General features: G+C 73.5%; 22 protein-coding genes. 12 read left to right on the top strand and 10 right to left on the bottom strand.

The window, feature by feature from the left end; translation table 11 throughout:
* Positions 1–102: 102 nt before the first annotated feature.
* The 3 genes from OG737_RS06240 to OG737_RS06230 form a co-directional block, all read right to left on the bottom strand.
* Positions 103–504, bottom strand: coding sequence for a hypothetical protein (locus OG737_RS06240; protein WP_405921264.1), 402 nt, complete (start codon positions 502–504; stop codon positions 103–105).
* 223 nt (positions 505–727) lie between these two features.
* Positions 728–1,210 carry a hotdog fold thioesterase gene (locus OG737_RS06235; protein WP_328925128.1) on the bottom strand — a complete coding sequence of 161 codons (483 nt, stop codon included), beginning with the start codon at positions 1,208–1,210 and terminating at the stop codon, positions 728–730.
* A 64-nt stretch (positions 1,211–1,274) separates the two neighbouring features.
* A complete protein-coding gene (locus OG737_RS06230; protein ID WP_328925127.1) occupies positions 1,275–3,545 on the bottom strand; it encodes an FdhF/YdeP family oxidoreductase in 2,271 nt (756 codons plus the stop codon).
* Positions 3,546–3,678: 133 nt separating this feature from the next.
* Here OG737_RS06230 and polA point away from each other — a divergent pair, with 133 nt between their 5' ends.
* Positions 3,679–6,402 (top strand): DNA polymerase I, encoded by a 2,724-nt coding sequence (gene polA / locus OG737_RS06225; RefSeq protein ID WP_405921263.1) that lies wholly within the window; start codon positions 3,679–3,681, stop codon positions 6,400–6,402.
* Between the two features lie 40 nt (positions 6,403–6,442).
* On the opposite strand, the gene OG737_RS06220 is transcribed toward polA, so the two are convergent.
* On the bottom strand, positions 6,443–7,315 hold the full coding sequence (locus OG737_RS06220) for a DUF4184 family protein (protein ID WP_328925125.1): 873 nt from the start codon (positions 7,313–7,315) through the stop codon (positions 6,443–6,445).
* Positions 7,316–7,425: 110 nt separating this feature from the next.
* Between OG737_RS06220 and OG737_RS06215 the strand changes: the two genes are divergently transcribed.
* From OG737_RS06215 to OG737_RS06205, 3 genes are all read left to right on the top strand, one after another.
* Positions 7,426–8,676 (top strand): lytic transglycosylase domain-containing protein, encoded by a 1,251-nt coding sequence (locus OG737_RS06215; RefSeq protein ID WP_405921262.1) that lies wholly within the window; start codon positions 7,426–7,428, stop codon positions 8,674–8,676.
* A gap of 302 nt (positions 8,677–8,978) precedes the next feature.
* Positions 8,979–9,119, top strand: coding sequence for an SPW_0924 family protein (locus OG737_RS06210; RefSeq protein ID WP_328925123.1), 141 nt, complete (start codon positions 8,979–8,981; stop codon positions 9,117–9,119).
* A gap of 14 nt (positions 9,120–9,133) precedes the next feature.
* Positions 9,134–10,108 carry a DUF3068 domain-containing protein gene (locus tag OG737_RS06205; protein ID WP_405921261.1) on the top strand — a complete coding sequence of 325 codons (975 nt, stop codon included), beginning with the start codon at positions 9,134–9,136 and terminating at the stop codon, positions 10,106–10,108.
* On the opposite strand, the gene hrpB is transcribed toward OG737_RS06205, so the two are convergent.
* A complete protein-coding gene (gene hrpB / locus OG737_RS06200; protein ID WP_328925121.1) occupies positions 10,098–12,647 on the bottom strand; it encodes an ATP-dependent helicase HrpB in 2,550 nt (849 codons plus the stop codon). The genes OG737_RS06205 and hrpB overlap by 11 nt on opposite strands.
* A 5-nt stretch (positions 12,648–12,652) precedes the next feature.
* Positions 12,653–13,501, bottom strand: coding sequence for a class I SAM-dependent methyltransferase (locus OG737_RS06195; RefSeq protein WP_328925120.1), 849 nt, complete (start codon positions 13,499–13,501; stop codon positions 12,653–12,655).
* A gap of 374 nt (positions 13,502–13,875) precedes the next feature.
* Between OG737_RS06195 and rpsA the strand changes: the two genes are divergently transcribed.
* From rpsA to OG737_RS06175, 4 genes are all read left to right on the top strand, one after another.
* Positions 13,876–15,384, top strand: coding sequence for a 30S ribosomal protein S1 (rpsA, locus tag OG737_RS06190; RefSeq protein ID WP_030010959.1), 1,509 nt, complete (start codon positions 13,876–13,878; stop codon positions 15,382–15,384).
* Positions 15,385–15,561: 177 nt separating this feature from the next.
* Positions 15,562–16,500: a PAC2 family protein gene (locus tag OG737_RS06185; protein WP_328925119.1), complete on the top strand. Its 939-nt coding sequence runs from the start codon at positions 15,562–15,564 to the stop codon at positions 16,498–16,500.
* 76 nt (positions 16,501–16,576) lie between these two features.
* A complete protein-coding gene (gene coaE, locus OG737_RS06180) occupies positions 16,577–17,191 on the top strand; it encodes a dephospho-CoA kinase (RefSeq protein ID WP_405680074.1) in 615 nt (204 codons plus the stop codon).
* Positions 17,192–17,242: 51 nt separating this feature from the next.
* Entirely contained in the window at positions 17,243–17,641 is a 399-nt protein-coding gene (locus OG737_RS06175) for a tetratricopeptide repeat protein (protein ID WP_328925117.1), read from the top strand.
* A gap of 3 nt (positions 17,642–17,644) precedes the next feature.
* Here OG737_RS06175 and OG737_RS06170 read toward each other — a convergent pair whose 3' ends face one another.
* Both OG737_RS06170 and OG737_RS06165 read right to left on the bottom strand, forming a co-directional pair.
* On the bottom strand, positions 17,645–17,905 hold the full coding sequence (locus OG737_RS06170; protein WP_328925116.1) for a DUF6343 family protein: 261 nt from the start codon (positions 17,903–17,905) through the stop codon (positions 17,645–17,647).
* A gap of 38 nt (positions 17,906–17,943) precedes the next feature.
* Positions 17,944–18,561, bottom strand: a complete 618-nt coding sequence (locus tag OG737_RS06165) for a hypothetical protein (protein ID WP_328925115.1) — start codon at positions 18,559–18,561, stop codon at positions 17,944–17,946.
* A 197-nt stretch (positions 18,562–18,758) separates the two neighbouring features.
* Between OG737_RS06165 and OG737_RS06160 the strand changes: the two genes are divergently transcribed.
* The 3 genes from OG737_RS06160 (at position 18,759) to OG737_RS06150 (ending at position 24,212) form a co-directional block, all read left to right on the top strand.
* A complete protein-coding gene (locus OG737_RS06160) occupies positions 18,759–20,069 on the top strand; it encodes a helix-turn-helix transcriptional regulator (protein ID WP_328925114.1) in 1,311 nt (436 codons plus the stop codon).
* 88 nt (positions 20,070–20,157) lie between these two features.
* The gene (locus tag OG737_RS06155) at positions 20,158–23,010 is read left to right on the top strand and encodes a DEAD/DEAH box helicase (protein ID WP_328925113.1); all 2,853 of its coding nucleotides are present in this window, start codon (positions 20,158–20,160) and stop codon (positions 23,008–23,010) included.
* Positions 23,011–23,060: 50 nt separating this feature from the next.
* The gene (locus OG737_RS06150) at positions 23,061–24,212 is read left to right on the top strand and encodes an SWIM zinc finger family protein (RefSeq protein WP_328930231.1); all 1,152 of its coding nucleotides are present in this window, start codon (positions 23,061–23,063) and stop codon (positions 24,210–24,212) included.
* Positions 24,213–24,228: 16 nt separating this feature from the next.
* Here OG737_RS06150 and OG737_RS06145 read toward each other — a convergent pair whose 3' ends face one another.
* Positions 24,229–24,768: a hypothetical protein gene (locus OG737_RS06145; protein WP_328925112.1), complete on the bottom strand. Its 540-nt coding sequence runs from the start codon at positions 24,766–24,768 to the stop codon at positions 24,229–24,231.
* 196 nt (positions 24,769–24,964) lie between these two features.
* Between OG737_RS06145 and OG737_RS06140 the strand changes: the two genes are divergently transcribed.
* Positions 24,965–25,588: a chaplin gene (locus tag OG737_RS06140; protein WP_328925111.1), complete on the top strand. Its 624-nt coding sequence runs from the start codon at positions 24,965–24,967 to the stop codon at positions 25,586–25,588.
* Here the strand turns inward: OG737_RS06140 and OG737_RS06135 are convergent.
* Positions 25,581–26,237 carry a DUF2293 domain-containing protein gene (locus tag OG737_RS06135; protein WP_328925110.1) on the bottom strand — a complete coding sequence of 219 codons (657 nt, stop codon included), beginning with the start codon at positions 26,235–26,237 and terminating at the stop codon, positions 25,581–25,583. The two genes, OG737_RS06140 and OG737_RS06135, sit on opposite strands and share 8 nt — an antisense overlap.
* Between the last annotated feature and the right edge of the window lie 4 nt (positions 26,238–26,241).

The raw sequence follows: 26,241 nt of genomic DNA, 5'->3' as shown, positions 1-26,241 counted from the left end.
GATCTTGTTCGCGGCGCGAAAGTGCCCCTCACCTGCGGTTGAGTACCGCGGCGCCAAGTGCCCGGAAGGCGGACAGCGCGCTCGGGAATGCGGTGACCTGGCTCACGTCGGGGGTCGCCAGTTCTCCGAGCTCCAGGTCGCGCCGCCCTGCTCGGCGCAGCGCTGGGCGACGAGCCGGTCGATCAGCTCAAGTGCCTTGTCCCGCCCGGCAGTTCGCTCCTCAGTGCGGCCTGCGGCCACGGCTTCCTCGTGGATCGCGTACTGGTCGTTGGAAAGCCCCTTCTGCTCCCAGTCCAGACCGGACCACTTGGTGCCCAGGAGGGTCTCCTTCGCCCAGTAGGACACGAGGCTGGTGCAGATCTGTGCGGGGGAGGAAGGGCTGGCCGCCGGGGTCTCGGTGCCTGCCGCGGAGGGTGGGGTGGAAGGCGAGCATCCGGTCAGGGTGAGCGCCGCGAGCAGGGTGGAGGCGGCGTACCGGACCGTGGAGCGTGGCTGGGTCCCCATGAGGGGAAGGTAGGCGGTCACCATCGGTGACACAACAGCGGCGGCAGGAACGGGTGCGGACTGGCGGATTCCGGTCGGGTCGGGGCCGGATGGCGGCCGGACGGGGGGCTGGACGGCGGCCGGACGGGGGCAGGCCCGGACCTGCCGCGCGCGGGGCGGGGTCCGGGCCTGCGGGTGGTGCCCGTGTGGGTGTGGCGCCCGTGTGCGGGCCCCGCGGCCGGGGTCAGGCTCCGGCGGGGGCGTCGCCGGCCGGGGCGGCGTCGCGCAGCAGGCAGGTCAGGCGGGCGGTGCAGATCCGCTTGTCCTGCTCGTCAGTGATGACGATCTCGAAGGTGGTGGTGGAGCGGCCGCGGTGCACCGGGGTGGCGACGCCGGTGACGATGCCGCTGCGGGCGCCCCGGTGGTGGGTGCAGTTCAGGTCCACGCCGACGGCGATCTTGTTGATGCCGCCGTGCATCATCGCGCCGACGGAGCCGAGGGTCTCGGCGAGGACGGCGGAGGCGCCGCCGTGCAGCAGTCCGTACGGCTGGGTGTTGCCCTTGACCGGCATGGTGCCGACGACCCGCTCGGCCGAGGCCTCCAGGATGCGGATGTCCATGCGCTCGCCGAGGTCGCCCGCCGAGAACAGCGCGGGCAGGTCGATGCCCAGAGCCGTGTACTCGTCGAGGACCTCCTGCGGGAACTTCACTGCGTGCTTCTCGCCCATGGGCCGGCTCCGTTCGTCAACGCTCGTTAACCTGCTTGTCCTGAGGTCGTTCTATCAGGCCGGTTCAGGCCGGTTCGAAGCGGATGACGACGGACTTGCTCGCCGGGGTGTTGCTGGTGTCCGCGGTGGAGTCGAGCGGTACCAGCACGTTGGTCTCGGGGTAGTACGCGGCCGCGCAGCCCCGGGCGGTCGGGTAGTGCACGACGCGGAAGCCGGGCGCGCGCCGCTCCACGGCGTCGTTCCACTCGCTCACCAGGTCCGTGTACGAGCCGTCCGCGAGGCCGAGCTCCGCGGCGTCCTCGGGGTTGACCATGACGACGCGGCGGCCGCCGGTGATCCCGCGGTAGCGGTCGTCGAGGCCGTAGATGGTGGTGTTGTACTGGTCGTGGCTGCGCAAGGTCTGGAGCAGCAGCCGGCCCTCGGGAACCTTCGGGTACTCGACGGGCGCGGCGGTGAAATTGGCCTTGCCTGTCGTGGTGGGGAAGCGGCGCTCGTCGCGCGGGGCGTGCGGGAGGCGGAAGCCCTCGGGGCGGGCCGCGCGGGCGTTGAAGTCCTCGAAGCCGGGGATCACGCGGGAGATCCGGTCGCGGATGGCCGCGTAGTCCTTCTCGAACTCCTCCCACGGGGTCTTCGAGGCCGCGCCGAGCACCGCGCGGGCCATGCGGGCCACGATCGCGGGCTCGGAAAGCAGGTGCGGGGAGGCGGGGGCGAGGTTGCCGCGGGAGGCGTGGACCATGCCCATGGAGTCCTCGACCGTGACGAACTGCTTGCCGGAGGCCTGTACGTCCTTGTCGGTGCGGCCCAGGGTGGGCAGGATCAGGGCGCGCCGGCCGGTGACCGCGTGGGAGCGGTTGAGCTTGGTGGAGACGTGCACGGTCAGGGAGGCGCGGCGGATCGCCGCCTCGGTGACGTCGGTGTCGGGGGTGGCGCCGACGAAGTTGCCGCCCATGGCGAAGAGGACCTTGGCCTCGCCGTCGCGCAGGGCCTGGATGGAGCGGACCACGTCGTAGCCGTGCCCGCGCGGCGAGGTGATCTGGAATTCGCGGTCGAGCGAGTCGAGGAAGGCGGCCGCGGGGCGTTCGAAGATCCCCATGGTGCGGTCGCCCTGGACGTTGGAGTGGCCGCGGACGGGGCAGACACCGGCGCCGGGGCGGCCGATGTCGCCGCGCAGCAGCAGGAGGTTGACGACCTCGCGGATGGTGGCGACGGAGTGCTTGTGCTGGGTGAGGCCCATGGCCCAGCAGACGATGGTGCGCTTCGAGGCCAGGATCATGGCCAGGGCCTGCTCGATCTCGGGCCGGGTCAGGCCGGTGGCGGTGAGGGTCTCGGCCCAGTCGGCCTTCTCGGCGGCGGCCGCCAGCTCCTCGTAGCCGTGGGTGTGCTCGCGGATGAAGGCCTCGTCGGTGGCGCCCTCGGTGTCGATGACGAGCTTGTTGAGGAGGCGGAAGAGGGCCTGGTCGCCGCCGATGCGGATCTGCAGGAAGAGGTCGTTCAGGGCGGTGCCCTTGAGCATGCCGACCGGGGTCTGGGGGTTCTTGAAGCGTTCCAGGCCGGCCTCGGGCAGCGGGTTCACCGAGATGATCTTCGCGCCGGCGGACTTGGCCTTCTCCAGGGCGGAGAGCATGCGCGGGTGGTTGGTGCCCGGGTTCTGCCCGGCGACGATGATCAGGTCGGCCTGGTGGAGGTCTTCGAGGGAGACGCTGCCCTTGCCGATGCCGATGGTCTCGGTCAGTGCGGAGCCCGAGGACTCGTGGCACATGTTGGAGCAGTCGGGCAGGTTGTTGGTGCCGAACTCGCGGGCGAACAGCTGGAAGAGGAACGCGGCCTCGTTGCTGGTGCGGCCCGAGGTGTAGAAGAGGGCCTCGTCGGGGGAGCCGAGGGCCGTCAGCTCCTCGGCGATGATCTCGAAGGCCCGCTCCCAGCTGACCGCCTTGTACCGGTCGCCGCCCTCCGGCAGGTACATCGGGTGCGTGATCCGGCCCTGCTGGCCCAGCCAGTACCCGGAGCGCGTGGCCAGGTCGGCGAGCGGGTGCCCGGCGAAGAACTCCGGGGTGACCCGGCGCAGCGTGGCCTCCTCGGCGACCGCCTTGGCGCCGTTCTCGCAGAACTCGGCGGTGTGCCGCTTGTCGCCCTCGGGCCAGGCGCAGCCCGGGCAGTCGAAGCCGTCCTTCTGGTTGACCTTGAGCAGGGTGCGCGCGGTGCGGACGACGCCCATCTGCTGCTGCGCGATCTTCAGGGTGTGCCCGATCGCGGGCAGGCCTGCGGCGGCGTGCTTGGGGGGCGCGACCTGCGGCGCGTCCTGTACGGGGTCACCTGAGGGCGGCTTGGTGGCCATGTTGCTCCCCTTTGAGCAGTCGGACGTCGCAGCGGCGGCCGCTGCATGTGTTCGGGTAGGCGTCCGATCCTGTCACGCCTTGCGGCCATTGCCGACGCCGGAATTGTCAGCGGGGCCGCCTAGGATCGGGGGCGTGGCAGATTCAGCATCGAAGAAGACCGACCAGACGACCGCAGCGGACCGCCCCCGCCTGATGCTCATGGACGGGCACTCCCTGGCGTACCGGGCGTTCTTCGCGCTGCCCGCGGAGAACTTCACGACCGCGACCGGCCAGCCGACCAACGCCATCTACGGCTTCGCGTCGATGCTGGCGAACACGTTGCGCGACGAGGCGCCCACGCACTTCGCGGTGGCGTTCGACGTGTCCCGCAAGACGTGGCGCTCGACGGAGTTCCCCGAGTACAAGGCGAACCGCTCCAAGACCCCCGACGAGTTCAAGGGGCAGGTCGAGCTGATCGGCGAGCTGCTCGACGCGATGCACGTGCCGCGTTTCGCGGTCGACGGCTTCGAGGCCGACGACGTGATCGCGACGCTGGCGACGCAGGCGGAGGCCGCCGGCTTCGACGTGCTGATCGTCACAGGCGACCGCGACTCCTTCCAGCTCGTCTCCGAGCGCACCACCGTGCTCTACCCGACCAAGGGCGTCTCCGAGCTGACCCGGTTCACGCCGCAGAAGGTGGAGGAGAAGTACGGGCTCACCCCCCAGCAGTACCCGGACTTCGCGGCGCTGCGCGGTGACCCGTCCGACAACCTGCCGGGCATCCCGGGCGTCGGCGAGAAGACCGCCGCCAAGTGGATCACCCAGTTCGGGTCGTTCGCGGAACTCGTGGAGCGCGCCGAGGAGGTCAAGGGCAAGGCCGGGCAGAACTTCCGGGACCACCTGGAGGCCGTCAAGCTCAACCGCGTCCTGACCGAGATGGTCAAGGACGTCGAGCTGCCCAAGACGCCGGCCGACCTGGCCCGCGCCCCGTACGACCGGTCCGCCGTGACCGGGGTGCTGGACGTGCTGGAGATCCGCAACGCCTCGCTGCGCGAGCGGCTGCTGGCCGTGGACCCGGGCGCGGCCGAGGAAGAGGCCCCGGCTCCGGCCGCGGCGGGTGTGGAGCTGGACGGCTCCGTGCTGGGCGCGGGCGAGCTCGCGCCGTGGCTCGAAGCCCACGCGGGCGCACCGCTGGGCGTGTCCACCGTCGACAGCTGGGCGCTGGGACAGGGCAACGTCAGCGAGATCGCGCTGGCCTCGGCTACGGGCGCGGCCGCCTGGTTCGAGCCGTCCGAGCTGGACGAGGCCGACGAGCGGGCCTTCGCGGCCTGGGCGGCCGATGCGGCGAAGCCGAAGGTCGTGCACAACGCCAAGGGCCTGATGCGGGTCTTCCCCGAGCACGGCTGGAGCCTCGCGGGCGTCACCATGGACACCGCGCTCGCCGCCTACCTGGTCAAGCCGGGCCGCCGCTCCTTCGCGCTCGACGTGCTGTCCAACGAGTACCTGCACCGGGAGCTCCAGCCCGCCGCCGCCGACGGCCAGCTCGCCTTCGGCGCCGACGAGACCGCCGAGGCGGAGGCGCTGATGGCGCAGGCCCGCGCCGTCCTCGACCTGGGTGAGGCGTTCACCGGCAAGCTCGCCGAGGTCGGCGCCGTCGAGCTGCTGCACGACATGGAGCTGCCCACCTCGGACCTGCTGGCCCGGATGGAGAGGGCCGGCATCGCCGCCGACCGCGACCACCTGGAGGCCATGGAGCAGCAGTTCGCCGGAGCGGTGCAGCAGGCGGTGAAGGAGGCGCACGCGGCGGTCGGCCACGAGTTCAACCTCGGCTCGCCCAAGCAGCTCCAGGAGGTCTTCTTCGGCGAGCTGGACCTGCCGAAGACGAAGAAGACCAAGACCGGTTACACCACGGACGCGGACGCGCTGGCCTGGCTGGCCACGCAGACCGACCACGAGCTGCCGGTGATCATGCTGCGGCACCGGGAGCAGGCCAAGCTGCGCGTCACCGTCGAGGGCCTGGTCAAGACGATCGCCGCCGACGGCCGGGTGCACACCAGTTTCAGCCAGACCGTCGCCGCGACCGGACGCCTGTCCTCCACCGACCCCAACCTGCAGAACGTGCCGGTGCGCACCGACGAGGGCCGCGCGATCCGCCGCGGCTTCGTCGTCGGCGAGGGCTTCGAGTCCCTCATGACCGCCGACTACAGCCAGATCGAGCTGCGCGTGATGGCCCACCTCTCCGAGGACGAGGGCCTGATCGAGGCGTTCGCGACCGGCGAGGACCTGCACACCACCGTCGCCTCCCAGGTGTTCGGAGTGGAGCGGTCCCAGGTCGACGCCGAGATGCGCCGCAAGATCAAGGCCATGTCGTACGGCCTCGCGTACGGGCTGTCCGCCTTCGGTCTCGCCCAGCAGCTGAACATCGAGCCCGCCGAGGCGCGCGGCCTGATGGAGACCTTCTTCGAGCGGTTCGGCGGGGTCCGCGACTACCTGGGCCGCGTCGTCGACGAGGCTAGGGCCACCGGGTACACGGCGACGATCTTCGGCCGCCGCCGGTACCTGCCCGACCTGGGCAGCGACAACCGCCAGCGCCGCGAGGCCGCCGAGCGGATGGCGCTCAACGCCCCGATCCAGGGCACCGCGGCCGACATCGTCAAGGTCGCGATGCTGCGCGTCGACAAGGCGATCGTGGCGGCCGGCCTCAAGTCGCGGATGCTGCTCCAGGTCCACGACGAAATCGTGCTGGAGATCGCCCAGGGCGAGCGCGGACCGGTGGAGGAGCTGGTGCGCCGCGAGATGGGCGCCGCCGTCGAGCTCCGCGCCCCGCTGGACGTCTCGGTGGGCGTCGGCTCCGACTGGGAGTCCGCCGCGCACTGACCCGCGTCCGCAACTGCGGCGCCGCGCCCGTTCCCGCCGCCTACCGGGCGGTGGGGACGGGCGTTCGCGTGTCCCCGTACGAACGGCCGCGGTCGCCCCGGTCGCCCCGGTCGCCGCGGTGCCGCAGCCGTACGAGGACCCCGTACAGCAGCAGGCCCACGGCGAGGCCGCCGCCCGCGCCGAAGCAGACGGTCGGGATGATGTCGAGCGGCGAGCGGATCCGGTCGAAGAACGTGAAGAAGCGGACCACGCGCAGTGTGACCCCGGCCGCCAGGCACGCCACGACCAGCGCGAGCGCACCCCACAGCTCGGCGCGGGTCAGCGCCGGCACGGCCGCCGGAACCGGTGAGGCCGGCAGCCGCCGCAGTGCGGTCACCGTGAACCAGAGCAGAGCGCAGGCCGCGACCGCCGAACTGCCGTACTGCAGGTACGTGTAGAGCGGCAGGCCGAAGGCGAGCGGCTCACCGAGCACCGGCAGGGCGTTCGTCCCCCAGCGGTCCAGGTGGGTGAAGCTGTCCCACACCACGTGCGTGAGGGAGCCGACGACCGCCGAGAGGTAGAACCAGAGGGCCAGTGCGGGCAGTTGGCGCCCCCGCCAGTGCTCGCCGCGCACGAAGGCGTGGACACGGCCCCGCCAGGCGCGCGGCAGGAGCGCGATCAGCGGCTCGCGCAGCAGTAGCCAGCACCCCACGAGGGCCGCGGTGAGAACAGCGTCCGCGGTGAGGACGCCGGGCAGCGAATGCGTGAACGCGCCGTAGGACATGACCCCTTCGACGACCGCGTCGGCGAAGTAGAAGGTGTCCGGCGCGAACGAACCGAGGACCAGCGCCGAGGCGACCAGCGGCCCCCGCGCGCGCCCGGTCCGGCGGACGGCCGGAAGTACGGCGGCCGCATGGCTGAGGGTGAACGGCATGGCACCTCGCGTCGACGTGCGGATGTGGTGAATTCCGGTCAACAGTACGTGCCTCGCACAGGGAGTTGACGTAGGGTCGCGCCCGACGTCGAGGGGGAGGGGTCCGGCTCATGTCGGCTCGAACAGGTGGACGCAGGCTGCGCAGGGGCGGGGCGGCCGCCCTGGTCTGCGCATTGGTGGTCGCCGCGGTGACCGCTTCCCAAGGGCCGGGCGGCGGGCGCCAGGACCGGATCTCCGCGGCCGGAGAGGACGCGACGCCGCCCCTCCCGGCGGCGGCCGGCAGCGGAGGCGACTCCTCCTACTTCACCGAACTGCCGCCCCTGGCGAGCCCCGAGCCGCCGGCCGTGCTGCTGCCGGAGGGCGGCGCGCCGGCCGCGCCGGTGGAGCAGGCGGTCGCCGCGTCCGGGTCCGGGTCCGAGGGCGCGTCGGCTGGCGTCGGCTCGCAGGGGATACCGGCGAGCGTGCTCGCGGCGTACCTGCGGGCGGAAAAGGTGGTGGGGGAGAGCGACGCCCGCTGCGGGCTGCGCTGGCAGCTCCTCGCGGCGATCGGCAAGGTCGAGTCCGGGCAGGCGCGCGGCGGCCGGGTGGACGCGGCCGGGACCACGCTGCGGCCGATCCTGGGGCCGGTGCTCGACGGCAACGGCTTCGCGAACATCTCGGACACGGACGGCGGGGCGTACGACGGGGACGCCCGGTACGACCGGGCGGTCGGGCCCATGCAGTTCATCCCCTCCACGTGGGCGGCCTGGGGCCAGGACGCGGACGGCGACGGCCGGCGCAATCCGAACAACGTCTACGACGCGGCTCTCGCGGCCGGCCGCTACCTCTGCGCGGGGACCCGGGATCTGCGGGTGGACGCCGACCTGGACCGGGCGGTGCTCTCGTACAACCAGTCCGCCGAGTACCTGAAGACGGTGCGGTCCTGGTTCACGTACTACCTCAAGGGGACGCACGAGGTCCCGGACGAGGCGGGCACGGACGTGCCCGTGGTGACACCGGCGAAGCCGAAGCCGACGCCGAGCCCCACTCCCACGCCCAGCCCCTCACGGGATCCGAAGCCGACCCCGTCGCCCACGCCGACCCCTTCTCCGACACCGACCCCCATGCCGACGCCGACGCCGACGCCCACACCGCCGAGCCCGACTCCTACGCCCACGCCGGTCCCGACGCCGACTCCCACGCCGACGCCGGTCCCGACGCCGACTCCCACGCCGACGCCCAGCCCGACCCCGTCCCCGACGCCGACCCCGACTCCCACCGCGACGCCGAGTCCGTCACGCGCGCCGAATCCCACGCCGTCCCCGTCCTCCACCCTGTCGGCGCCCCGGCCGACCCCGGGGGAAACCCGTAGCCGAGGCTGACGCCCAGTGGGCGCGGATCGAGCCGGGGTCAGTTCGTGCAGCCGGGAACCGACCCGACAGGCCGGCAGTTGTTGGGCGTGTTGTCGAGGATTCGGCTGTTGATGAGGGTCAGGGCGCTGGAGGAAGGTCCTTGCCAGACGCCGCCGCCGTTGAGCGCGATGTTGCGCCCCACCCGTGAGCCGGTGGGCGTCAAGGCCCTCGGACGGCCCAGTGGTGATCCGTGGCTCGAACGGTTCTCATCTCGCGTCCGCATTGCTACGGTGCCTCCGCCCTGACGACCTATCAGATTCCGGAGGCCCGGCATGCGCGCATTCATCGCTGCCGCCAGCGGGCTCGTCCTCGCGGTGCTCCTCGTCCTCGCCATGACGGCGTTCGGGGCGCCCGAAGGCACGACCTCACCGAAGCCCCTGCTCACCACCGCGCCCGCCGCGCCCGGAAAGTAGAGGAGGGCCCGGCCATGCGACGCAGAGCGAGCCTTGTCCTGCTGGCCCTCGCCGTGTTCTGCGCGGCCCTCGCACCGCTGCTGCGCTGGTACGCGTACCCGCGGCTCGCCAAGATCCCGCCGAGCCAGTACCAGGAGATGGTGCTGGAGGCGAAGGACGCGACCCTCCTCGACTACACCGGCGGCATGCAGCCCAAGAAGGTCGACAAGGTCACCATCGTCCAGACCCTCAAGGGCGACGTGGACGCGTCGCAGGAGATCGAGTCGAGCGCCGGCAAGGACGTCGTCGTCTGGGACACGCTGACCTACATCATCGGGCCGGACGGGAAGATGGTCTCCCAGATCCCCGAGCGCTACATCTTCGACGCCCACACCCAGGACCCGGTGCACGCCACCGGTGAGATGGTCGACGGGGACGCCGTCGAACGCGAGGGCATCGAGTTCAAGTGGCCGTTCTTCACCGAGCCGCGCGACTACGTGTACTTCGACGCGCAGACCCGTACCTCCTCGCCGATCCACTACGTCGGCCCGCGCAAGTACCGGGGCATGGACGTCTACTACTTCGAGCAGACCGTCCCGTGGACCAAGGTCCCCATGCCGAAGAAGATGCCGATCGAGGGCATCGACCCGGCCACGATCGAGGCGGCCACCGGCACCACCCTCTGGTACACGACGAAGGCGATGTTCTGGGTCGACCCGGTGACCGGGGCGCCCGTCAACGCCGAGCAGGAGATCCAGCAGGAGATGCGCGGCGGGATCGCGGCGGGTGGCCCCGACGGCAAGCTCACCGCCTTCGCCGGGCACGTGAAGATACGCGAGGACTACGCCGCATACACCTTCGACCTGGTCGCCTCCAACCGTACGAAGGTCCTCGCGCTGCACACCTACGCGCCGGCCGGCCGGGCGGCCGGCGGGCTGGTGCTCCTCGGGCTGGCCCTGTGGCTGGAAGCGCGCGGCCGGCGCGTGCGGGCGGGAGAGGTCAGCGCCTGAGGCGGGCGTTGGTGTGGCGGGTGGGCTCGGCGCTGGCCGGGTCCTCCGGCCAGGGGTGCTTGGGGTAGCGGCCCCGGAGCTCGGCGCGGACCGCGCGGTAGCCGCCCCGCCAGAACGAGGCGAGGTCGGCGGTGACGGCGGCGGGCCGTCCGGCGGGCGACAGCAGGTGCACCAGGACCGGCACGCCCGCGACCCGGGGGGTCTCGGCCAGCCCGAACAGCTCCTGGAGCTTCACGGCCAGCACCGGCTGCTCGGCGGAGTAGTCCACCCGGATCCGGGACCCGCTGGGGACCTCCAGCCGTTCCGGAGCCAGCTCGTCCAGCCGGGAGGCCTCGCCCGTGGCCCACGGCAGGAGCCGGTTCAGGGCCTGCCCGGCGTCGATCCGCCCGAGGTCCGCGCGGCGCCGGGCGCGGGACAGCTCCGGCTCCAGCCAGTCGTCCGCCCGGTCCAGCAGCGCGCCGTCGTCCGCCACGTCGGGCCACGCGCCGCCGAGCGTCCGGTGCAGGAAGCCCAGCCGGGCCCGGAGCCCTTCCGCGTCCGCGGACCAGCGCAGCAGGCCGAGGCCTTCGGCGCGCAGCCCGTCGAGCAGGGCGGCCCGGACGAGGACCGGGTCGGGGCTGCGCAGCGGGCGTATCGCGAGTTCGATCGCGCCCAGCCGCTGCGCCGAGCGGGCGACGACGTCCCCGTCCTCCCAGCGCACCTCCTCGGCAGCCGTGCGCAGGTGCCCGGCGGCGGCCGCGGCGGTGTCCTCGTCGATGACGGCGGCCAGCCGGATCCGCGCGGACGCCGAGTGCGGGGGCCGGTCGGCGACGGCGACCGCCAGCCAGGGGGCGCGGCGCAGCGGTGACCCGTCGCCGAGCTCGGCCGCCGTGCCCGAAGCCATGAGGAAGGCCGCCTCCCCCTTAGCCCTGGCCACCCGCTCGGGGAACGCGAGCGCGGCGACGAGCCCGGCGGCGAGGTCATCGGGTGCGGCGCCGCCGCCGGGGCGGGGCGGGGTGGCGGGTTGCCCCGCGGGGTCCTGGGCGGCCCGCTCCAGCCGGCGGACCTCGGCGCGCCAGCGCGACGCATAGGGGTCCGACCCCCGCCGGACCTGCCGCCAGGCACCGGCCAGGTCGTCCCCGTACTCCCGCGGCGGCTCCTCGCTCAGCAGCGCCACCACCTCCGCCGCGCGGCGGGCCCCGACGGCCGCGGAGCCGTCCAGCAGCGCCCGGGCCAGCCGGGGGTGCAGGCCCAGCCGGGCCATCCGCAGCCCCCGCGGGGTCGGCCGGCCCGTCCCGTCCACGGCGCCGACCGCGACCAGCACCTCACGCGCCGCGGCCATCGCCCCGGACGGCGGCGGGTCCAGCAGCGCGAGCCCCGCCGCGTCCGGGTCGCCCCAGCACGCGGCCTGCAGGGCGAACTGCGCCAGGTCGGCGATGCGGATCTCCGGCGCGGGGAACGCGGGCAGGCGGACGTCCTCCGCCTCCGTCCAGCAGCGGTACACCGCGCCCGGCGCCTCGCGCCCGGCCCGGCCCGCCCGCTGGCGCCCGGCCGCGCGGGAGGCCCGTACCGTCGCCAGCGCGCCCAGGCCCCGCGCGTGGTCCGTCCGGGGCTCGCGGGCCAGCCCGGAGTCCACCACCACGCGCACGCCCGGCACGGTCAGGCTGGACTCGGCCACCGCCGTCGCGAGGATCACCCGGCGGCGTGCCGATGCCGTCAGCGCCGCGTCCTGCACGGCCGCCGGTGCCCGCCCGTGGACCTGGAGCACCTCGGCGTCCACCGCACCCAGCTGCCCGGCCACCCGGGCGATCTCACCGACTCCGGGAAGGAAGCACAGCACGTCGCCCTCGCGCTCAGCGAGGGCCCGCCGCACCACCGAGGCCACGTGCGTCAGCTGGGCCGGATCCACCCGCATCCCGTGCGGGGGCCGTACCGGCCGGGCCGGAGGGGCCCAGACCGTCTCGACCGGGTACGAGACCCCGGCCGCCTCCACCACCGGCGCACCGCCGAGGCGGCCATGACCAAGGACGTGGGACCACCCGGCCGCGTCGGTCGTCGCCGAAGCCGCGACCAGGCGCAGCTCCGGGCGGAGGGTTTCCCGTACGTCCAGGAGGAAGGCGGCGACCGTGTCGGCGTCCAGGTGCCGCTCGTGGCACTCGTCCAGGACCACCAGGTCCACGCCGGACAGCTCCTGGTCCCGCTGGAGCCGCTGCAGCAGTACTCCGGTGGTGACCACCTCCACCGCGGCCGAAGGGCCCACGACGCGCTCCCCGCGCACGGTGAAGCCCACCGAGCCGCCCACCTGCTCGCCCAGCAGCCAGGCCATCCGTCGCGCCGCGGCCCGGGCGGCGATCCGCCGCGGCTCGGCGACCACGACCCGGCGCCGCGGGCCGCCGCCCACCAGCCCCGCCAGCACCAGCGGCACCAGCGTGGTCTTGCCCGTGCCGGGCGGTGCGCACAGCACGGCGGTGCCGTGGCCGTCCAGCGCCGAGACGAGCGCGGGCACGGCCTCCCGTACGGGCAGGGCGTCGAGGGCGGCCTGGCGGACCCGGGTGCTCAAGGGGGTCAGTCCCTTTCGCAGACGAAGATCGCCGTGCCCGGGATCAGGTTGCCGCGCAGCGGGGACCAGCCGCCCCACTCCTGGCTGTTCCACTCGGGCCACTCGGGCTCGACCAGGTCGACGAGGCGGAATCCGCCCGCCACCACGTCGCGGACCCGGTCGCCGATCGTGCGGTGGTGCTCCACGTACACGGCGCGGCCCTGCTCGTCCTGTTCCACGTACGGGGTCCGGTCGAAGTAGGAGGCGGCGACGGAGAGCCCCTCGGGACCGGGCTCGTCGGGGAAGGCCCAGCGGATGGGGTGGGTCACCGAGAAGACCCAGCGGCCGCCGGGGCGCAGGACGCGGCGGACCTCGCGCATCACGTTCACCGGGTCGGCGACGAAGGGGACGGCCCCGTAGGCGGAGCAGGCGAGGTCGAAGGAGCCGTCGCGGAAGGGGAGCCGGCCGGCGTCGGCCTCGACGAGCGGGACGTCATCGCCGATGCGCAGGGCGTGCTGGAGCTGGCGGTGGGAGAGGTCGAGGGCGACGGGGCGGGCGCCCTGGGCCGCCAGCCAGCGCGAGCACTGGGCGGCGCCGGCGCCGATCTCCAGGACGTCCTTGTCCTTGAGGGAGGCGGCGGGGCCGAGGAGGGCCGCCTCCGCCTCGTCCAGGCCTTCCGGCCCCCATACGAAGCGGTCGTCGCCGAGGAAGGCGCCGTGCTCGCTCTGGTACTCGTCGGCGTTGCGGTCCCACCAGCCGCGGCTCGCCCGGCTGCTCTCCGCTTCCCCGGCGTCACGCCGTGTGGCCTCGGCGTCGTCCCCGGGGCCCGGATCGGCCTCGTACGCGTCTTCGGGGGCGTAGTCCTCTTGGTTCATGGGGCCCGTCGTCGTAGTCTGCGAATGTCTTCGGATGTCCGCGGATGTCTGCGGAACGTGGCAGGGACGTGCCATCACGGCCTCCCCGACCACGAATTGTGCCGGTTATACGGCGATCCGCCGGGGGTGTCCGCCTTCGCGCATTGACCGTGTCCGGCTGCCCCCGTATGCTACAAGTTGCGCTGCGAGCCTGTGCTCCTCAGACCTAGCAGGCTGCGCTTGCATCTGTTGATGTCCCCTCGGTTTTCGAGGCCCTCCCGCTCAGGCGGATCCGGGGCTTCCTTGGCTGTCCGGCTTCTTCGGCAGATGCCGATAAGGGCTCCCGGCGTAGCAGTACCTACGACTTTCTGTCCGTAACCGGAGCCCTTTCCCACATGACGAGCAGCACCGAGACCACCTCTACCACTCCGCAGGTAGCGGTCAACGACATCGGTAACGAGGAAGCCTTCCTCGCCGCGATCGACGAGACGATCAAGTACTTCAACGACGGCGACATCGTCGACGGCGTCATCGTGAAGGTCGACCGGGACGAGGTCCTGCTCGACATCGGTTACAAGACCGAAGGCGTGATCCCGAGCCGTGAGCTCTCGATCAAGCACGACGTCGACCCGAACGAGGTCGTCAAGGTCGGCGACGAGATCGAGGCCCTGGTTCTCCAGAAGGAGGACAAGGAAGGCCGTCTGATCCTGTCCAAGAAGCGCGCTCAGTACGAGCGTGCCTGGGGCACGATCGAGAAGATCAAGGAAGAAGACGGCATCGTCACCGGTACCGTCATCGAGGTCGTCAAGGGTGGTCTCATCCTCGACATCGGCCTCCGCGGCTTCCTGCCGGCCTCCCTCGTGGAGATGCGTCGCGTCCGCGACCTCCAGCCCTACGTGGGCAAGGAGCTCGAGGCGAAGATCATCGAGCTGGACAAGAACCGCAACAACGTGGTCCTGTCCCGCCGTGCCTGGCTCGAGCAGACCCAGTCCGAGGTTCGCCAGACGTTCCTCACCACCCTGCAGAAGGGTCAGGTCCGCTCCGGCGTCGTTTCCTCGATCGTCAACTTCGGTGCCTTCGTGGACCTGGGTGGCGTCGACGGTCTCGTCCACGTCTCCGAGCTGTCCTGGAAGCACATCGACCACCCGTCCGAGGTTGTCGAGGTCGGCCAGGAAGTCACCGTCGAGGTCCTCGACGTCGACATGGACCGCGAGCGTGTCTCCCTGTCGCTGAAGGCGACGCAGGAAGACCCGTGGCAGCAGTTCGCCCGGACCCACCAGATCGGTCAGGTCGTCCCGGGTAAGGTCACCAAGCTGGTTCCGTTCGGTGCGTTCGTCCGCGTGGACGAGGGCATCGAGGGCCTGGTCCACATCTCCGAGCTGGCCGAGCGCCACGTGGAGATCCCGGAGCAGGTCGTCCAGGTCAACGACGAGATCTTCGTCAAGGTCATCGACATCGACCTCGAGCGTCGCCGGATCTCGCTGTCGCTGAAGCAGGCCAACGAGTCCTTCGGTGCCGACCCGGCGTCGGTCGAGTTCGACCCGACCCTGTACGGCATGGCCGCGTCTTACGACGACCAGGGCAACTACATCTACCCCGAGGGCTTCGACCCCGAGACCAACGACTGGCTCGAGGGCTTCGACAAGCAGCGCGAGGCCTGGGAGACCCAGTACGCCGAGGCGCAGCAGCGCTTCGAGCAGCACCAGGCTCAGGTCATCAAGAGCCGCGAGGCCGACGAGGCCGCTGCCGCCGAGGGCGCTGCCGCCCCGGCCGCCGGTGGCAACGCCGGTGCGGGCATCTCGGGTGGTTCGTACTCCTCGGAGTCGGACGAGACCTCCGGCGCCCTGGCGTCGGACGAGGCCCTGGCCGCGCTCCGCGAGAAGCTGGCCGGCGGCCAGAGCTGATCGCAGCGCGCATCACACCCCGGTGTGAGCCCAGCTGGTTGATGTGAACGGTGAGGCCCGTCCCCTTCGGGGGGCGGGCCTTTCCGCTTTCCCCGCGATCCGTTTGGCCAACTGGGGAATGGTGGCGCCTCCTTGGACGTTCTTGGCAGAGAACGCGACGAGGGAGGAGTGGTGACGGTGCTTGATCCACAGGGTCTGTACGAATGGGACGCCAAGGGCCTGGCGGTGGCCGACCTGGCGCTCGCCCAAGACTCTGCCGGGCTGGTCATGCTGTACCACTTCGAGGGGTACATCGACGCGGGTGAGGCCGGCGAGCAGATCGTCGAGCGCCTCCTGGACACCCTGCCCCACCAGGTCGTCGCGCGTTTCGACGCGGACCGGCTGGTGGACTACCGGGCCCGCCGCCCGCTGCTGACCTTCCAGCGCGACCACTGGACCGAGTTCGAGGAGCCCAGGCTGGAGGTCCGGCTCGTCCAGGACGCCACCGGAGCCCCCTTCCTGCTGCTGTCCGGCCCGGAGCCGGATGTGGAGTGGGAGCGCTTCAGCGTCGCCGTCCGGCAGATCGTCGAGCGCCTCGGCGTCCGGCTCTCGGTCAACTTCCACGGCATTCCCATGGGCGTGCCGCACACGCGGCCCGTCGGCATCACCCCGCACGGCAACCGGACCGACCTCATGCCGGGCCACCGCAGCCCCTTCGACGAGGCGCAGGTTCCGGGCAGCGCGGAGTCGCTGGTCGAGTTCCGCCTGGCCCAGGCCGGGCACGACGTGCTGGGTGTCGCCGCGCACGTACCGCACTACGTCGCGCGCTCCCCGTACCCGGACGCCGCGCTGACGGTGCTGGAGGCGATCACGGCGGCGACCGGGCTGGTCCTGCCGGCCGTGGCGCACGCCCTGCGTACGGAGGCCCACCGCACCCAGACGGAGATCGACCGGCAGATCCGGGAGGGCGACGAGGAACTGGTCAGCCTCGTACAGGGGCTGGAGCACCAGTACGACGCGGCGGCCGGTGCCGAGACCCGGGGCAACATGATGGCCGAGCCCGCGGAGATCCCCTCGGCGGACGAGATCGGGCGCGAGTTCGAGCGGTTCCTGGCGGAACGCGAGGGCGAAAGCTGAGGGCCGGACCGCCGGACCGGGGGCGGCCGGGCCGGGGGCCTGTGGCCCGGGCAGGGGCGGGGTCTAGGCTGCGAGCATGCTGAAAGTGGGCCTGACGGGCGGAATCGGTGCCGGCAAGAGCGAGGTCTCGCGGCTGCTGGCGGGGTACGGAGCGGTCGTCGTGGACGCCGACCGGATCGCGCGGGAGGTCGTCGAGCCCGGTACGCCGGGGCTCGCGGCCGTCGTGGCGGCCTTCGGGGAATCGGTGCTGACCGAGGAGGGGGCGCTGGACCGGCCGAAGCTCGGGTCGATCGTGTTCGCCGACCCGGCGAAGCTCCAGACCCTCAACGCGATCGTGCACCCGCTGGTCGGGGCCAGGTCGGCCGAGCTGGAGGCCGCCGCGGGGGCCGACGCGATCGTGGTGCACGACGTACCGCTGCTCACGGAGAACGGCCTGGCGCCGCTGTACGACCTGGTGGTCGTGGTGGACGCGGCGCCGCGGACGCAGCTGGCGCGGCTCACCGTGCTGCGCGGGATGGCCGAGGAGGAGGCGCGGGCCCGGATGGCCGCGCAGGCCACGCGGGAGCAGCGGCTCGCCGTGGCGACGCTCGTGATCGACAACGACGGGCCGCTGGAGGCGCTGGAACCGCAGGTGCGCAAGGTGTGGGCGGAGCTCACGGAGCGGGCGACGCGGGAGCGGGCAGCGGAATAGCGGGTCCGGGGGCGGGCGTTGAAGGCGCCCGCAGAGGGAAGGAACTCACACGTGTCCGACACCACGCCGCACTCCTCGCCGTCCCCGAAGCCGCCGACGAGCCCGGAGACGCACGTCATCGACTACCGGGCCGCCGAGCAACTGCTCGCCGCACGCGACCCGCGCGGCGCGGTCAAGCTGCTCGACTCCGTCATAGCCGCCCACCCCGAGAACACCGCAGCCCGGCTGCTGCGCGCCCGGGCCTTCTTCGCCGCCGCCCAACTACGCCCGGCGGAGCTGGAGTTCGAGCTGGTACTGGAGCGGGAGCCGGACAACGCCTTCGCCCACTTCGCACTGGCCCGTACGCACCAGCGCTCCGGGCGGCACGACCAGGCGCGCAAGCACTTCCGCCTCGCCGCCGCCCTGGACCCGCAGCCGGAGTACCTGGCGGCGGCCCGCTTCGAGGACTGAGCCTCACCGGCTCCCGGGCGGTTCGTACGGCGGGACGTCGGGGCCGGGCTGATAGTGCGGGCCCTGGTGGATGTGGTGGATGACCACGGCCAGGTCCACGGCCGCCAGCAGCACGACCACACCGCAGGCCGCCGCCCAGCCGGGACGGCCGACCAGCGAGAACAGGGCCGTCCCGGCGGCGGCCCAGAGCAGCCCCCACAGACTCAGCCAGAACCGCAGCCGCAGCGGACTGCGGGCGGTCACCGGCTCGTTCCCGGAACGCATGGCCATCGCCTCCTGTCCATGGTCCCACCTCCTGCCGTTTACGGGTTGAGCTTGTTCACGGCCGTCGTGGTCGTCTTCCTGAAGCCGGCGACCGGGGCGTCGGACAGGTCGCCCATCTGGCTCCACTTCACGACCGTGACGGTGGAGCCGTCGCGTCCGATTCCGTAGAGGTGCACGCCGGGCTCGGAGTCGGGGACCGAGGTGTGCACCCCGTAGACGTGCGCGCCCTCCTCGACGGCGAGCTTCCCGTAGTCCTGCCAGGAGGCCGTGCCGCCCGGGGTCGTGCCCAGCCAGTCGGCGGCGCAGGCCGCGACCTTGCGCTCCAGGGTTCCGGCGAGCTTGGCGGCCGCGGAGGGCGAGGCGGCGCGTACGGAGATCTGCACAGCGCCGGTGTCGTACTCCGTGCCGAAGCCGCGGTGCCAGCCGCCCGCCGCCGGGAGCGCGCCGTCCAGGCAGAACGGCGCGAACTCGGGCAGCCCCTTGGTGACCTCGCCCGCGTACCAGGGCGAGGTGGGGTGCGGCGGCAGGTCGGCGCCGCCGATGAACCCGGGCGCGGTGGCCGCCGTGGCAGAGCCCGGGGCGGTGAGGACGAGGGCCGCGGCCGCCGAGACGAGGGCGGTGGTGAGGGCGGCGAGGGTGCCGGAGCGTCGGAACATGATGGGTACTCCCCGTGGTCGTGAGCGTCGTGAGCGTCGTGCTGATCGGTGTGACGGCGTACGTGAACAGCCTTGCCCCGGGCCCGGGTGTCGGGCGACGGATCGCTGCGGATTCGGGACACTGGAATGGCCGTACGTGCTGTCACCTGGGGGAACACCCCCTGCATGGAACGCAGTCGTGGGACGGGGGGAACACCGTGGGCGAGGCGGAGCGGTTCGCGCGGCTCATGCGGGAGCTGAAGGAGCGCGCCGGGCTGAGTTACGGGACGCTGGCGCGCAGGCTGCACACGAGCACCTCGACGCTGCACCGCTACTGCAACGGGGAGGCCGTGCCGGCGGAGTTCGCGGTGGTGGACCGCTTCGCCCGGGCCTGCGGGGCCTCGCCCGGGGAGGCCGTGGAACTGCACCGGGCGTGGCTGCTGGCGGACGCGCGCAGGCGCGCGGCGGGGCGGGCCGACCCGGCGCCCGCCCCGGAACCAGCTCCGGAACCAGCTCCGGAACCAGACCCGGGCGCCGTGGCGGAACACGCTGTCGTACCCGCTGTCGTACCCGCCGCGGAGCCGGAGGGGGCGCCGGTGTCCGTCCGGCCCCGTTGGTACCGGCGGCGGGCGGCCGCCGTCCTCGCCGTCGGGGTGACCGCGGGCGCGGTGGCCGTGGCGGTACTGGCGGCGTCCCTGCCCGAGCGCGGGACGCCGCCCGGCGTGGCGGGGGCGACGGGGTCCGCGGGGGCGGCCACCGCGACCGCCTCCTCGGCGCCGTCGGAAGCGGCCGGGACCCCGGCGCCGGGGGCGTCGTCGCCGTCGTCGTCACCCTCGCCTTTGCCGGCGCAGGGCGGTCCGGCGTCCGACCGGGCTCCGGCTCCGGCCCCGCCGTCCCGGTCGTCGCCGTCGGCGGCGCCGGTACCGCTCAAGGCAGCCGTACGGTCGCACGTGTGGGCCTACGGCTGCGATCACGCCTACCTCGCCGAACGGGGCCCCGGCTCGGTGCCGCCGCCGCCCGTCGAGGCGGACGCGCCCGCCTGGGCCTCGGCGCAGCGTGCCGTCCACGCCGCGGCCCAGATCGTGGAGGTCACCCTGCACGGCACGGGCGCGGGCAGCGTGGTCCTGGAGGACTTGGAGGTGCGGGTGGCCGCGCGGCGCACCCCGCCGGCCTGGAACGTCTACCGGATGTCCCCGGGCTGCGGCGGGTCCCTCACCCCGGCGGCCTTCGCCGTCAACCTGGACGCGCCGCGCCCCCTGGCCCGGCCCGTCGCCGGGAACGACGCCGGGGGCACCGTCCCGGCCCCCGCCTTCCCGCTGCGCGTCTCAGCGTCCGAGCCGGTCGTCCTGCGTGTGGAAGCGGCCACCACGGGCTGCGACTGCGACTGGTACCTCGACCTGCGCTGGACTGGGCCGGCCGGCTCCGGCACCCTGCGGATCGACGACGGCGGACGGCCGCTGCGCACCAGCGCGGCCACCGGCCGGCCGGTGTACGGATACGCCGCGGAACAGGGCCGCTGGGGACGCTGATTCACAGGTCAGAGGCGTTGTCAGCGGTCGCGCCTAGACTCGTCGGCAGAGGGGTCCGTCTGGACATCGACCGGGGAGGGGGGACACCGTGGCAGCGCAGTCGCAGTCGCAGTCGCAGTCGCAGCCGCAGACATCCGCGCTGCTGCGCCACGCGGCCGTCTTCCTGCCCGCAGCCGTTCCCCGGCAGGGCCGCGTCGTGTTCTGGGCGCCCGACGGGGACGCCCTGCCCGAGGCGGGTGCGCCGATGCCGCTCACCGTCGTCCGCCCGCACGGCGACGGGGTCCGCAGCCGGACCGTGCTCGCCGTGGCCTTCTCCGTCACCGCCGCCCTGCCCCTGCTCGTCCGGGCACCCCGCAGCCCGGCCGCGCACCCCGCCACCCGGGCCTGGGGCACCGCCGCCACCCAGGCGCTCACACTGGTCGCCCGGGGCCGCCTGCTGCCCGGGCTCACCCCCGAGGGCATCGACGCCTGGCGGGCCGGGCCGCTCGACGCCGCCGATGTCGACCACCTCCGCGCGATCGCCGCCGCACTGCCCCACGAGGGGTATGCGACCCCGCTGGCCGGCCGCCGCCCGCTCCAGCTGCCCGAACCGGAGGCGCTGGTCCGCTCCTTCCTCGACGCGGTCGCCGACAGCCTGCCCCGCACCCCGGCCGCGCCGGTCGCGGCCGGACGGCCGTTCGCCGCCCGGGAGCCGCAGCGGGTGCCGGGCATACAGGACTGGGCCGCGCAGGTCGCGGCCGGAGCCGACACCGGCGTGGGGATCTCGCTGCGGCTCGACCTGTCGTCCTTCCGCCTCTTCGACGAGGCGGAGGGCGAGGACGTCCGTCGCGCCGGGGCCGCCGTGGTCCAGGTGCACAGCCTCGCCGACCCGACCCTCGTCACCGACGCCGCACAGCTGTGGGCGGGCGCGGCCGCCGCGGGCTTCGGACCGCGCGCCCGGATCGACGCCGTGCTCGCGCTGCGCCGGGCCGCGCGGGTCTGGCCGCCCCTGCTGCGCCTGCTCGACCAGCCGGTCCCCGACGCCCTCGCCCTGTCGGACCCGGAGCTCGAAGACCTGCTGGGCATGGCCGCGACCCGGCTGGCGGCCGCGGGCGTCCTGGTCCACTGGCCGCGCGAGCTGGCCCGTACGCTGTCGGCGACCGCCGTCGTACGGTCCACCGCGCCCGGGTCCGCCACCGACGGCACGGCCTTCTTCGACGCCGCGCACCTCTTCGCCTTCTCCTGGGAGCTGGCGCTGGGCGGCGACCGGCTCACCCCGGGCGAGATGGACGCCCTCGCGCAGGCCCACCGGCCGGTGGTGCGGCTGCGGGACCGGTGGGTGCGGGTCGATCCCGAGCTGGTGCGCAAGGCGCGCAAGCGGGAACTGGGCCTGCTGGACCCGGTGGACGCGCTGGCGACCGTACTGTCCGGGACGGCCGAGATCGACGGGGAGCCCGTCGAGGCGGTTCCGGTCGGGGCGCTGGCCGCCCTGCGGGAGCGGCTGACGGGGGAGCTGGCCCCGCTGCCGCAGCCGGCCGCGCTCAAGGCCACCCTGCGGGACTACCAGGCGCGCGGTCTGGCCTGGCTGGACCTGATGACCTCCCTCGGCCTCGGCGGCTGCCTCGCCGACGACATGGGGCTCGGCAAGACCGTCACCCTGATCGCGCTCCACCTGCACCGCGACCGCCCCGAGCCGACGCTCGTGGTGTGTCCCGCGTCCCTGCTGGGCAACTGGCAGCGCGAGATCGAAAAGTTCGCCCCCGGCACGCCCGTGCGCCGCTTCCACGGCGGCACCCGCAGCGTCGACGACCTCGAATCCGCCGCCGGCGGGTTCGTGCTCACCACGTACGGGACGATGCGCGCCAGCGCCCCGCTCCTGGCCGAGCAGAGCTGGGGCATGGTCGTCGCCGATGAGGCGCAGCACGTCAAGAACCCGCACTCGGCGACCGCCAAGGCGCTGCGCACGGTCCCGGCGCCGGCCCGGGTGGCGCTGACCGGCACCCCGGTCGAGAACAACCTCTCCGAGCTGTGGGCGCTGCTCGACTGGACGACGCCCGGCCTGCTGGGCCCGCTCACCGCCTTCCGGGCCCGCCATGCCCGCCCGGTGGAGCACCAGCAGGAGGAGGACGGCGGCAACGAGGCGGCGGTGGCCCGGCTGTCCGCGCTCGTACGGCCGTTCCTGCTGCGGCGCAAGAAGTCGGATCCCGGTATCGCACCCGAGCTGCCTCCCAAGACGGAGACCGACCACCCCGTCTCCCTGACCCGGGAGCAGGCCTCGCTCTACCAGGCCGCGGTGGACGAGGCGATGGCGGTGATCGAGTCGAGCGAGGGCATCGAGCGCCGCGGCATGATCATGAAGTTGCTGGCCTCGCTCAAGCAGATCTGCAACCACCCCGCGCAGTACCTGAAGGAGGCCGAGCCGCGGATCCCGCACCGCTCCGGCAAGCTCGCCCTGCTGGACGAGCTTCTGGACACGATCCTCGCCGAGGGCGGTTCGGTGCTGGTCTTCACGCAGTACGTGACGATGGCCAGGCTCATCGAGCGGCATCTGGCGGCCCGGGGGATCTCCCACCAGCTGCTGCACGGCGGAACTCCGGTCCCGCGCCGGGAGGAGCTCGTCGACCGCTTCCAAGCGGGCGAAGTCCCGGTCTTCCTGCTCTCCTTGAAGGCGGCGGGCACCGGGCTGAATCTGACCCGGGCCGGCCACGTCATCCACTTCGACCGCTGGTGGAACCCGGCCGTCGAGGAGCAGGCCACCGACCGGGCCTACCGGATCGGCCAGACCCAGCCCGTGCAGGTGCACCGGATCATCGCCGAGGGGACCGTGGAGGACCGGATCGCCGAGATGCTGGAGGCGAAGCGGGCACTGGCCGATGCCGTCCTGGGCTCCGGCGAGTCGGCGCTGACCGAGCTGACCGACCGTGAACTGGCCGACCTCGTCTCCCTGCGAAGGCCGGCGTGATCACCGCGCGGGACGACCGCCGCCGCACCTTCGAGACCGTGCCCGCCGGGATGGAGGCGGTGAGCTGGTGGGGCCGGGCCTGGGTGTCGGCCCTCGAAGCGGTGTCCCGTGACCCGGCCCGGCTGGCCCGGGGCCGTACGTATGCCGCCGAAGGGCACGTCGACGCCGTCACCGTCACCCCCGGCCGGATCGTGGCGTACGTACGGGGCAGCCGGCCCCGCCCGTACCGCACGGAGCTGACGCTGCCCGCCTTCGCGGACGGAGAGTGGGAGGAGCTGCTGGAGACGGTCGCGGCCGACCCCGCGGCGCTCGCCGCCCTGCTGGAGCAGGAGGTTCCGCAGTCGCTCGCCGAGGCGATCCTGCCCGGCGCGGGCGAGCTCGTGGCGCGCTGCTCGTGCCCGGACGTCGCGCGTCCGCCGTGCAAGCACGCGGCGGCCCTCTGCTACCGGGCGGCCCGGCTCCTCGACGAGGACCCCTTCGTGCTGCTGCTCCTGCGCGGCCGCGGCGAGCGGGAGCTCCTCGACGAGCTGACCCGCCGCAATGCCGCCCACGCCGCACGCGAACAGCCCGACGCCACACCGGATTTCCCCGGCGTCCCGGCCCGGGCGGCGCTCGCCCGCACCAGCCTGCCGCTGCTGCCCGCGCCGCTTCCCGCGCCCGCCGCCGCGGGGCTCCCGCCGGCCTGCCCGGCCGACCCGGCCGCGCCGGACCCGCTCGCCCTGGACCAGCTCGCCTCCGACGCAGCCGCCCGCGCGCTGGCCGTCCTCACCACGGCCGAGGACCCGATCGCCGGGCTCAGCCTGTGGCAGGACGCCGTCCGGCTGGCCTCCGCGTACCCCACGGCCGGGCTCACCGGCGCCGCCCGCGGTCTTTTCCGCGACCTGGCCCGCGCGACCGGCCGTACCACCACCGACCTCGCCCGCGCCGCGGCGGCCTGGCGGCAGGGCGGCCTCCCCGCGCTCGCCGCCCTCGAAGAGCCCTGGGACCCGCCGGCCGGGCCCTTCGACCGGGCCCGCCCGGCGCTCCTCGCCGCCGCCCAGGGCTCCTTCCGCCCCGACCGCAACCGCCTCACGGCCCACACCCGCCAGCTTCGCCTCGGCCGTGACGCCCTCTGGTACGCCTACGAGTCCCGCCCGGACGACGACGACTGGTGGCCCACGGGCCGCCCCTCCCCGGACCCGGTCACCGCCCTGCTGCACTGAGCGGGCCGCGCCCTCCCTATCCGGGCAGTTGGGCCGCCCAGCGGGTCAACGCGGCGAAATCGCGGTCCCGGAGGCCGCGGCGGGGGTGGATGCGCAGGAGGAGGGCCGGGGCCGGGTGGTGGGCGCGGACCCAGGCGCGGTCACGGGCGTTGATCATGTCGTCGACCCAGGCGAAGGGGCGGCCGGCCGCCCAGTCGACGAGGGCGCGGGTCTTCCACGAGAGGCCTTCCGGGTCGCGGGCGAAGAGTTCCGGCCATTCGATGACAGGAAGATCACCGGGAAGTCCGATGTGCGGGGCGATCATCGTGTTGGCCTGGTGCGTCCAGGCGGTGGCCCAGGTGAGTTCGAAGGGCAGGGCCAGCAGCCGGGCGCCGTGGGAGGGATGGAGGCGGACCAGCGCGCCGCGCCGGGCACTGCGGGACTCCGGGTCGCGGTAGCCGAGCCAGACGTCCGGCCGCATCCGGTGGCTCCGGTAGCCGCGCAGTCCGGCGAGGGGTGAGCGGAAGGGGTTGAGCGGGCCGTCGACGTCGAGGAGGAGCAGCGGTCGTCCAGTCATGAAGTAGGCACTACCCAGTACACGATGGAGTGAAATGCCTACCGGTTCTATAACCCGAACGGGTTCAGGGCGTTGTTTCCGGTGCGGGTGCAGCGCCCGCGAACTCCTCCGGAAGGCGGGAAGACTGATGCGTCACAGTCGTCGGAATGGCTTGATCGCGGCGGTGGTTGCGGGAGGCGGGCTGGCGGTCGCGGGCGTGAGCGGATTCGCCTACGCCGATGCGGACGCGGCTGGTCAGGCCGAACGCTCGCCGGGGCTGCTGTCCGGGAACCTGGTGCAACTGCCGGTGCACGTCCCGGTGAACGTGTGCGGGAACACCGTGAGCGTGATCGGCGTACTCAACCCGGCCGCCGGGAACCGCTGTGCCAACGAGGCGCCGGGGGGCGGCGGAGGGCATCTCGAACCGAGGCCCTCGCATCCGTCGAAACACGGAGCCGGAAACAGCGGAGGGGCCGGTGCCGAAGGACGCGGAAAGGATTCACCGGGGGTGCTGTCCGGCAACGGGCTCCAGCTCCCCGTCGACCTGCCGCTGAACATCAGCGGCAACGCGGTGAGCGTCGTCGGCGTCGGCAACGGCTCTCACGGCAACACCTCGGTCAACGGCGGGACGCCCGGCGAAGCCGAGCCCGTCCGGCCCCCCGTCACCTCGCACCCCGTGACCCCGCCCGCACCGCCTGCCCAGCCCGCCCCGCCCGCACCGCCCCGGCACACCGAGGCGCTCGCCCACACCGGGGCCGACGGCGTCGGCTACCTGCTGCCGGGCGGGGGAGCGCTGCTGCTCGGCGGGGTGCTGCTCTACCGCCGCTTCCGCCTCAACTAGGGCTCGTACGCCACCCGTCCAGGATGGCGTCGATCCGGGCGGCCAGCCGGGCCCGGGCCGCGAAGCGCGGGACCCCGGCCATCAGCAGGGCGTCGTACTCGGTGTCGGTGTGCCGCACGGCCGCCCGTACCGCGTACGAGACCGCCAGTTCGTCGAGGGCCCGGCCGGCCGCGCTGCGGCCCACCCGGCCGCTTCCGCGCACCGAGGCGTGGGTGGCGATCGCCACGGCCCGGTCGGCCGGGCAGCCGGGGAACAACCGCACTATCTCGGCCGCGAAGGCCGCCGTGAACAGGATGTCCTGCGCGGCGCGCCGCAGCCGTTCGCGCTCCCGGCGCCGGGCCCGCGCCTCGGCGTCCGCGAGGCAGGCACGCTCCGCGTCCGCCAGGGCGGCGTCCTCGACGAGGAGCCCCTGGCGTTCGTAGCGGCGACGGCGCCTGTTGAAGCGGACGACGACGGCGGAGAGCGAACTCGCCTCGCGGGAGCGGCGGGTGAGCGCCGCGTCCCCGCGCGGGAGGTAGATCAGGTGCCCGAGATCGGCGCAGTCCAGGCAGCGCGGCACGCCCGCCTCGCGCACGAGGTGCCGGAGCGGGCCCTGCCGGCACTCGGCGCAGTGGATCTGCTTCGCGGACTCGAAGACGACCAGGCTCATACGG

Origin of the sequence: Streptomyces sp. NBC_00122 (assembly GCF_045160845.1) — a bacterium.
Classification (GTDB): domain Bacteria; phylum Actinomycetota; class Actinomycetes; order Streptomycetales; family Streptomycetaceae; genus Streptomyces.
The sequence above is the reverse complement of the archived record's forward strand: the minus strand, read 5'-3'. Positions and strand labels throughout refer to the sequence as shown.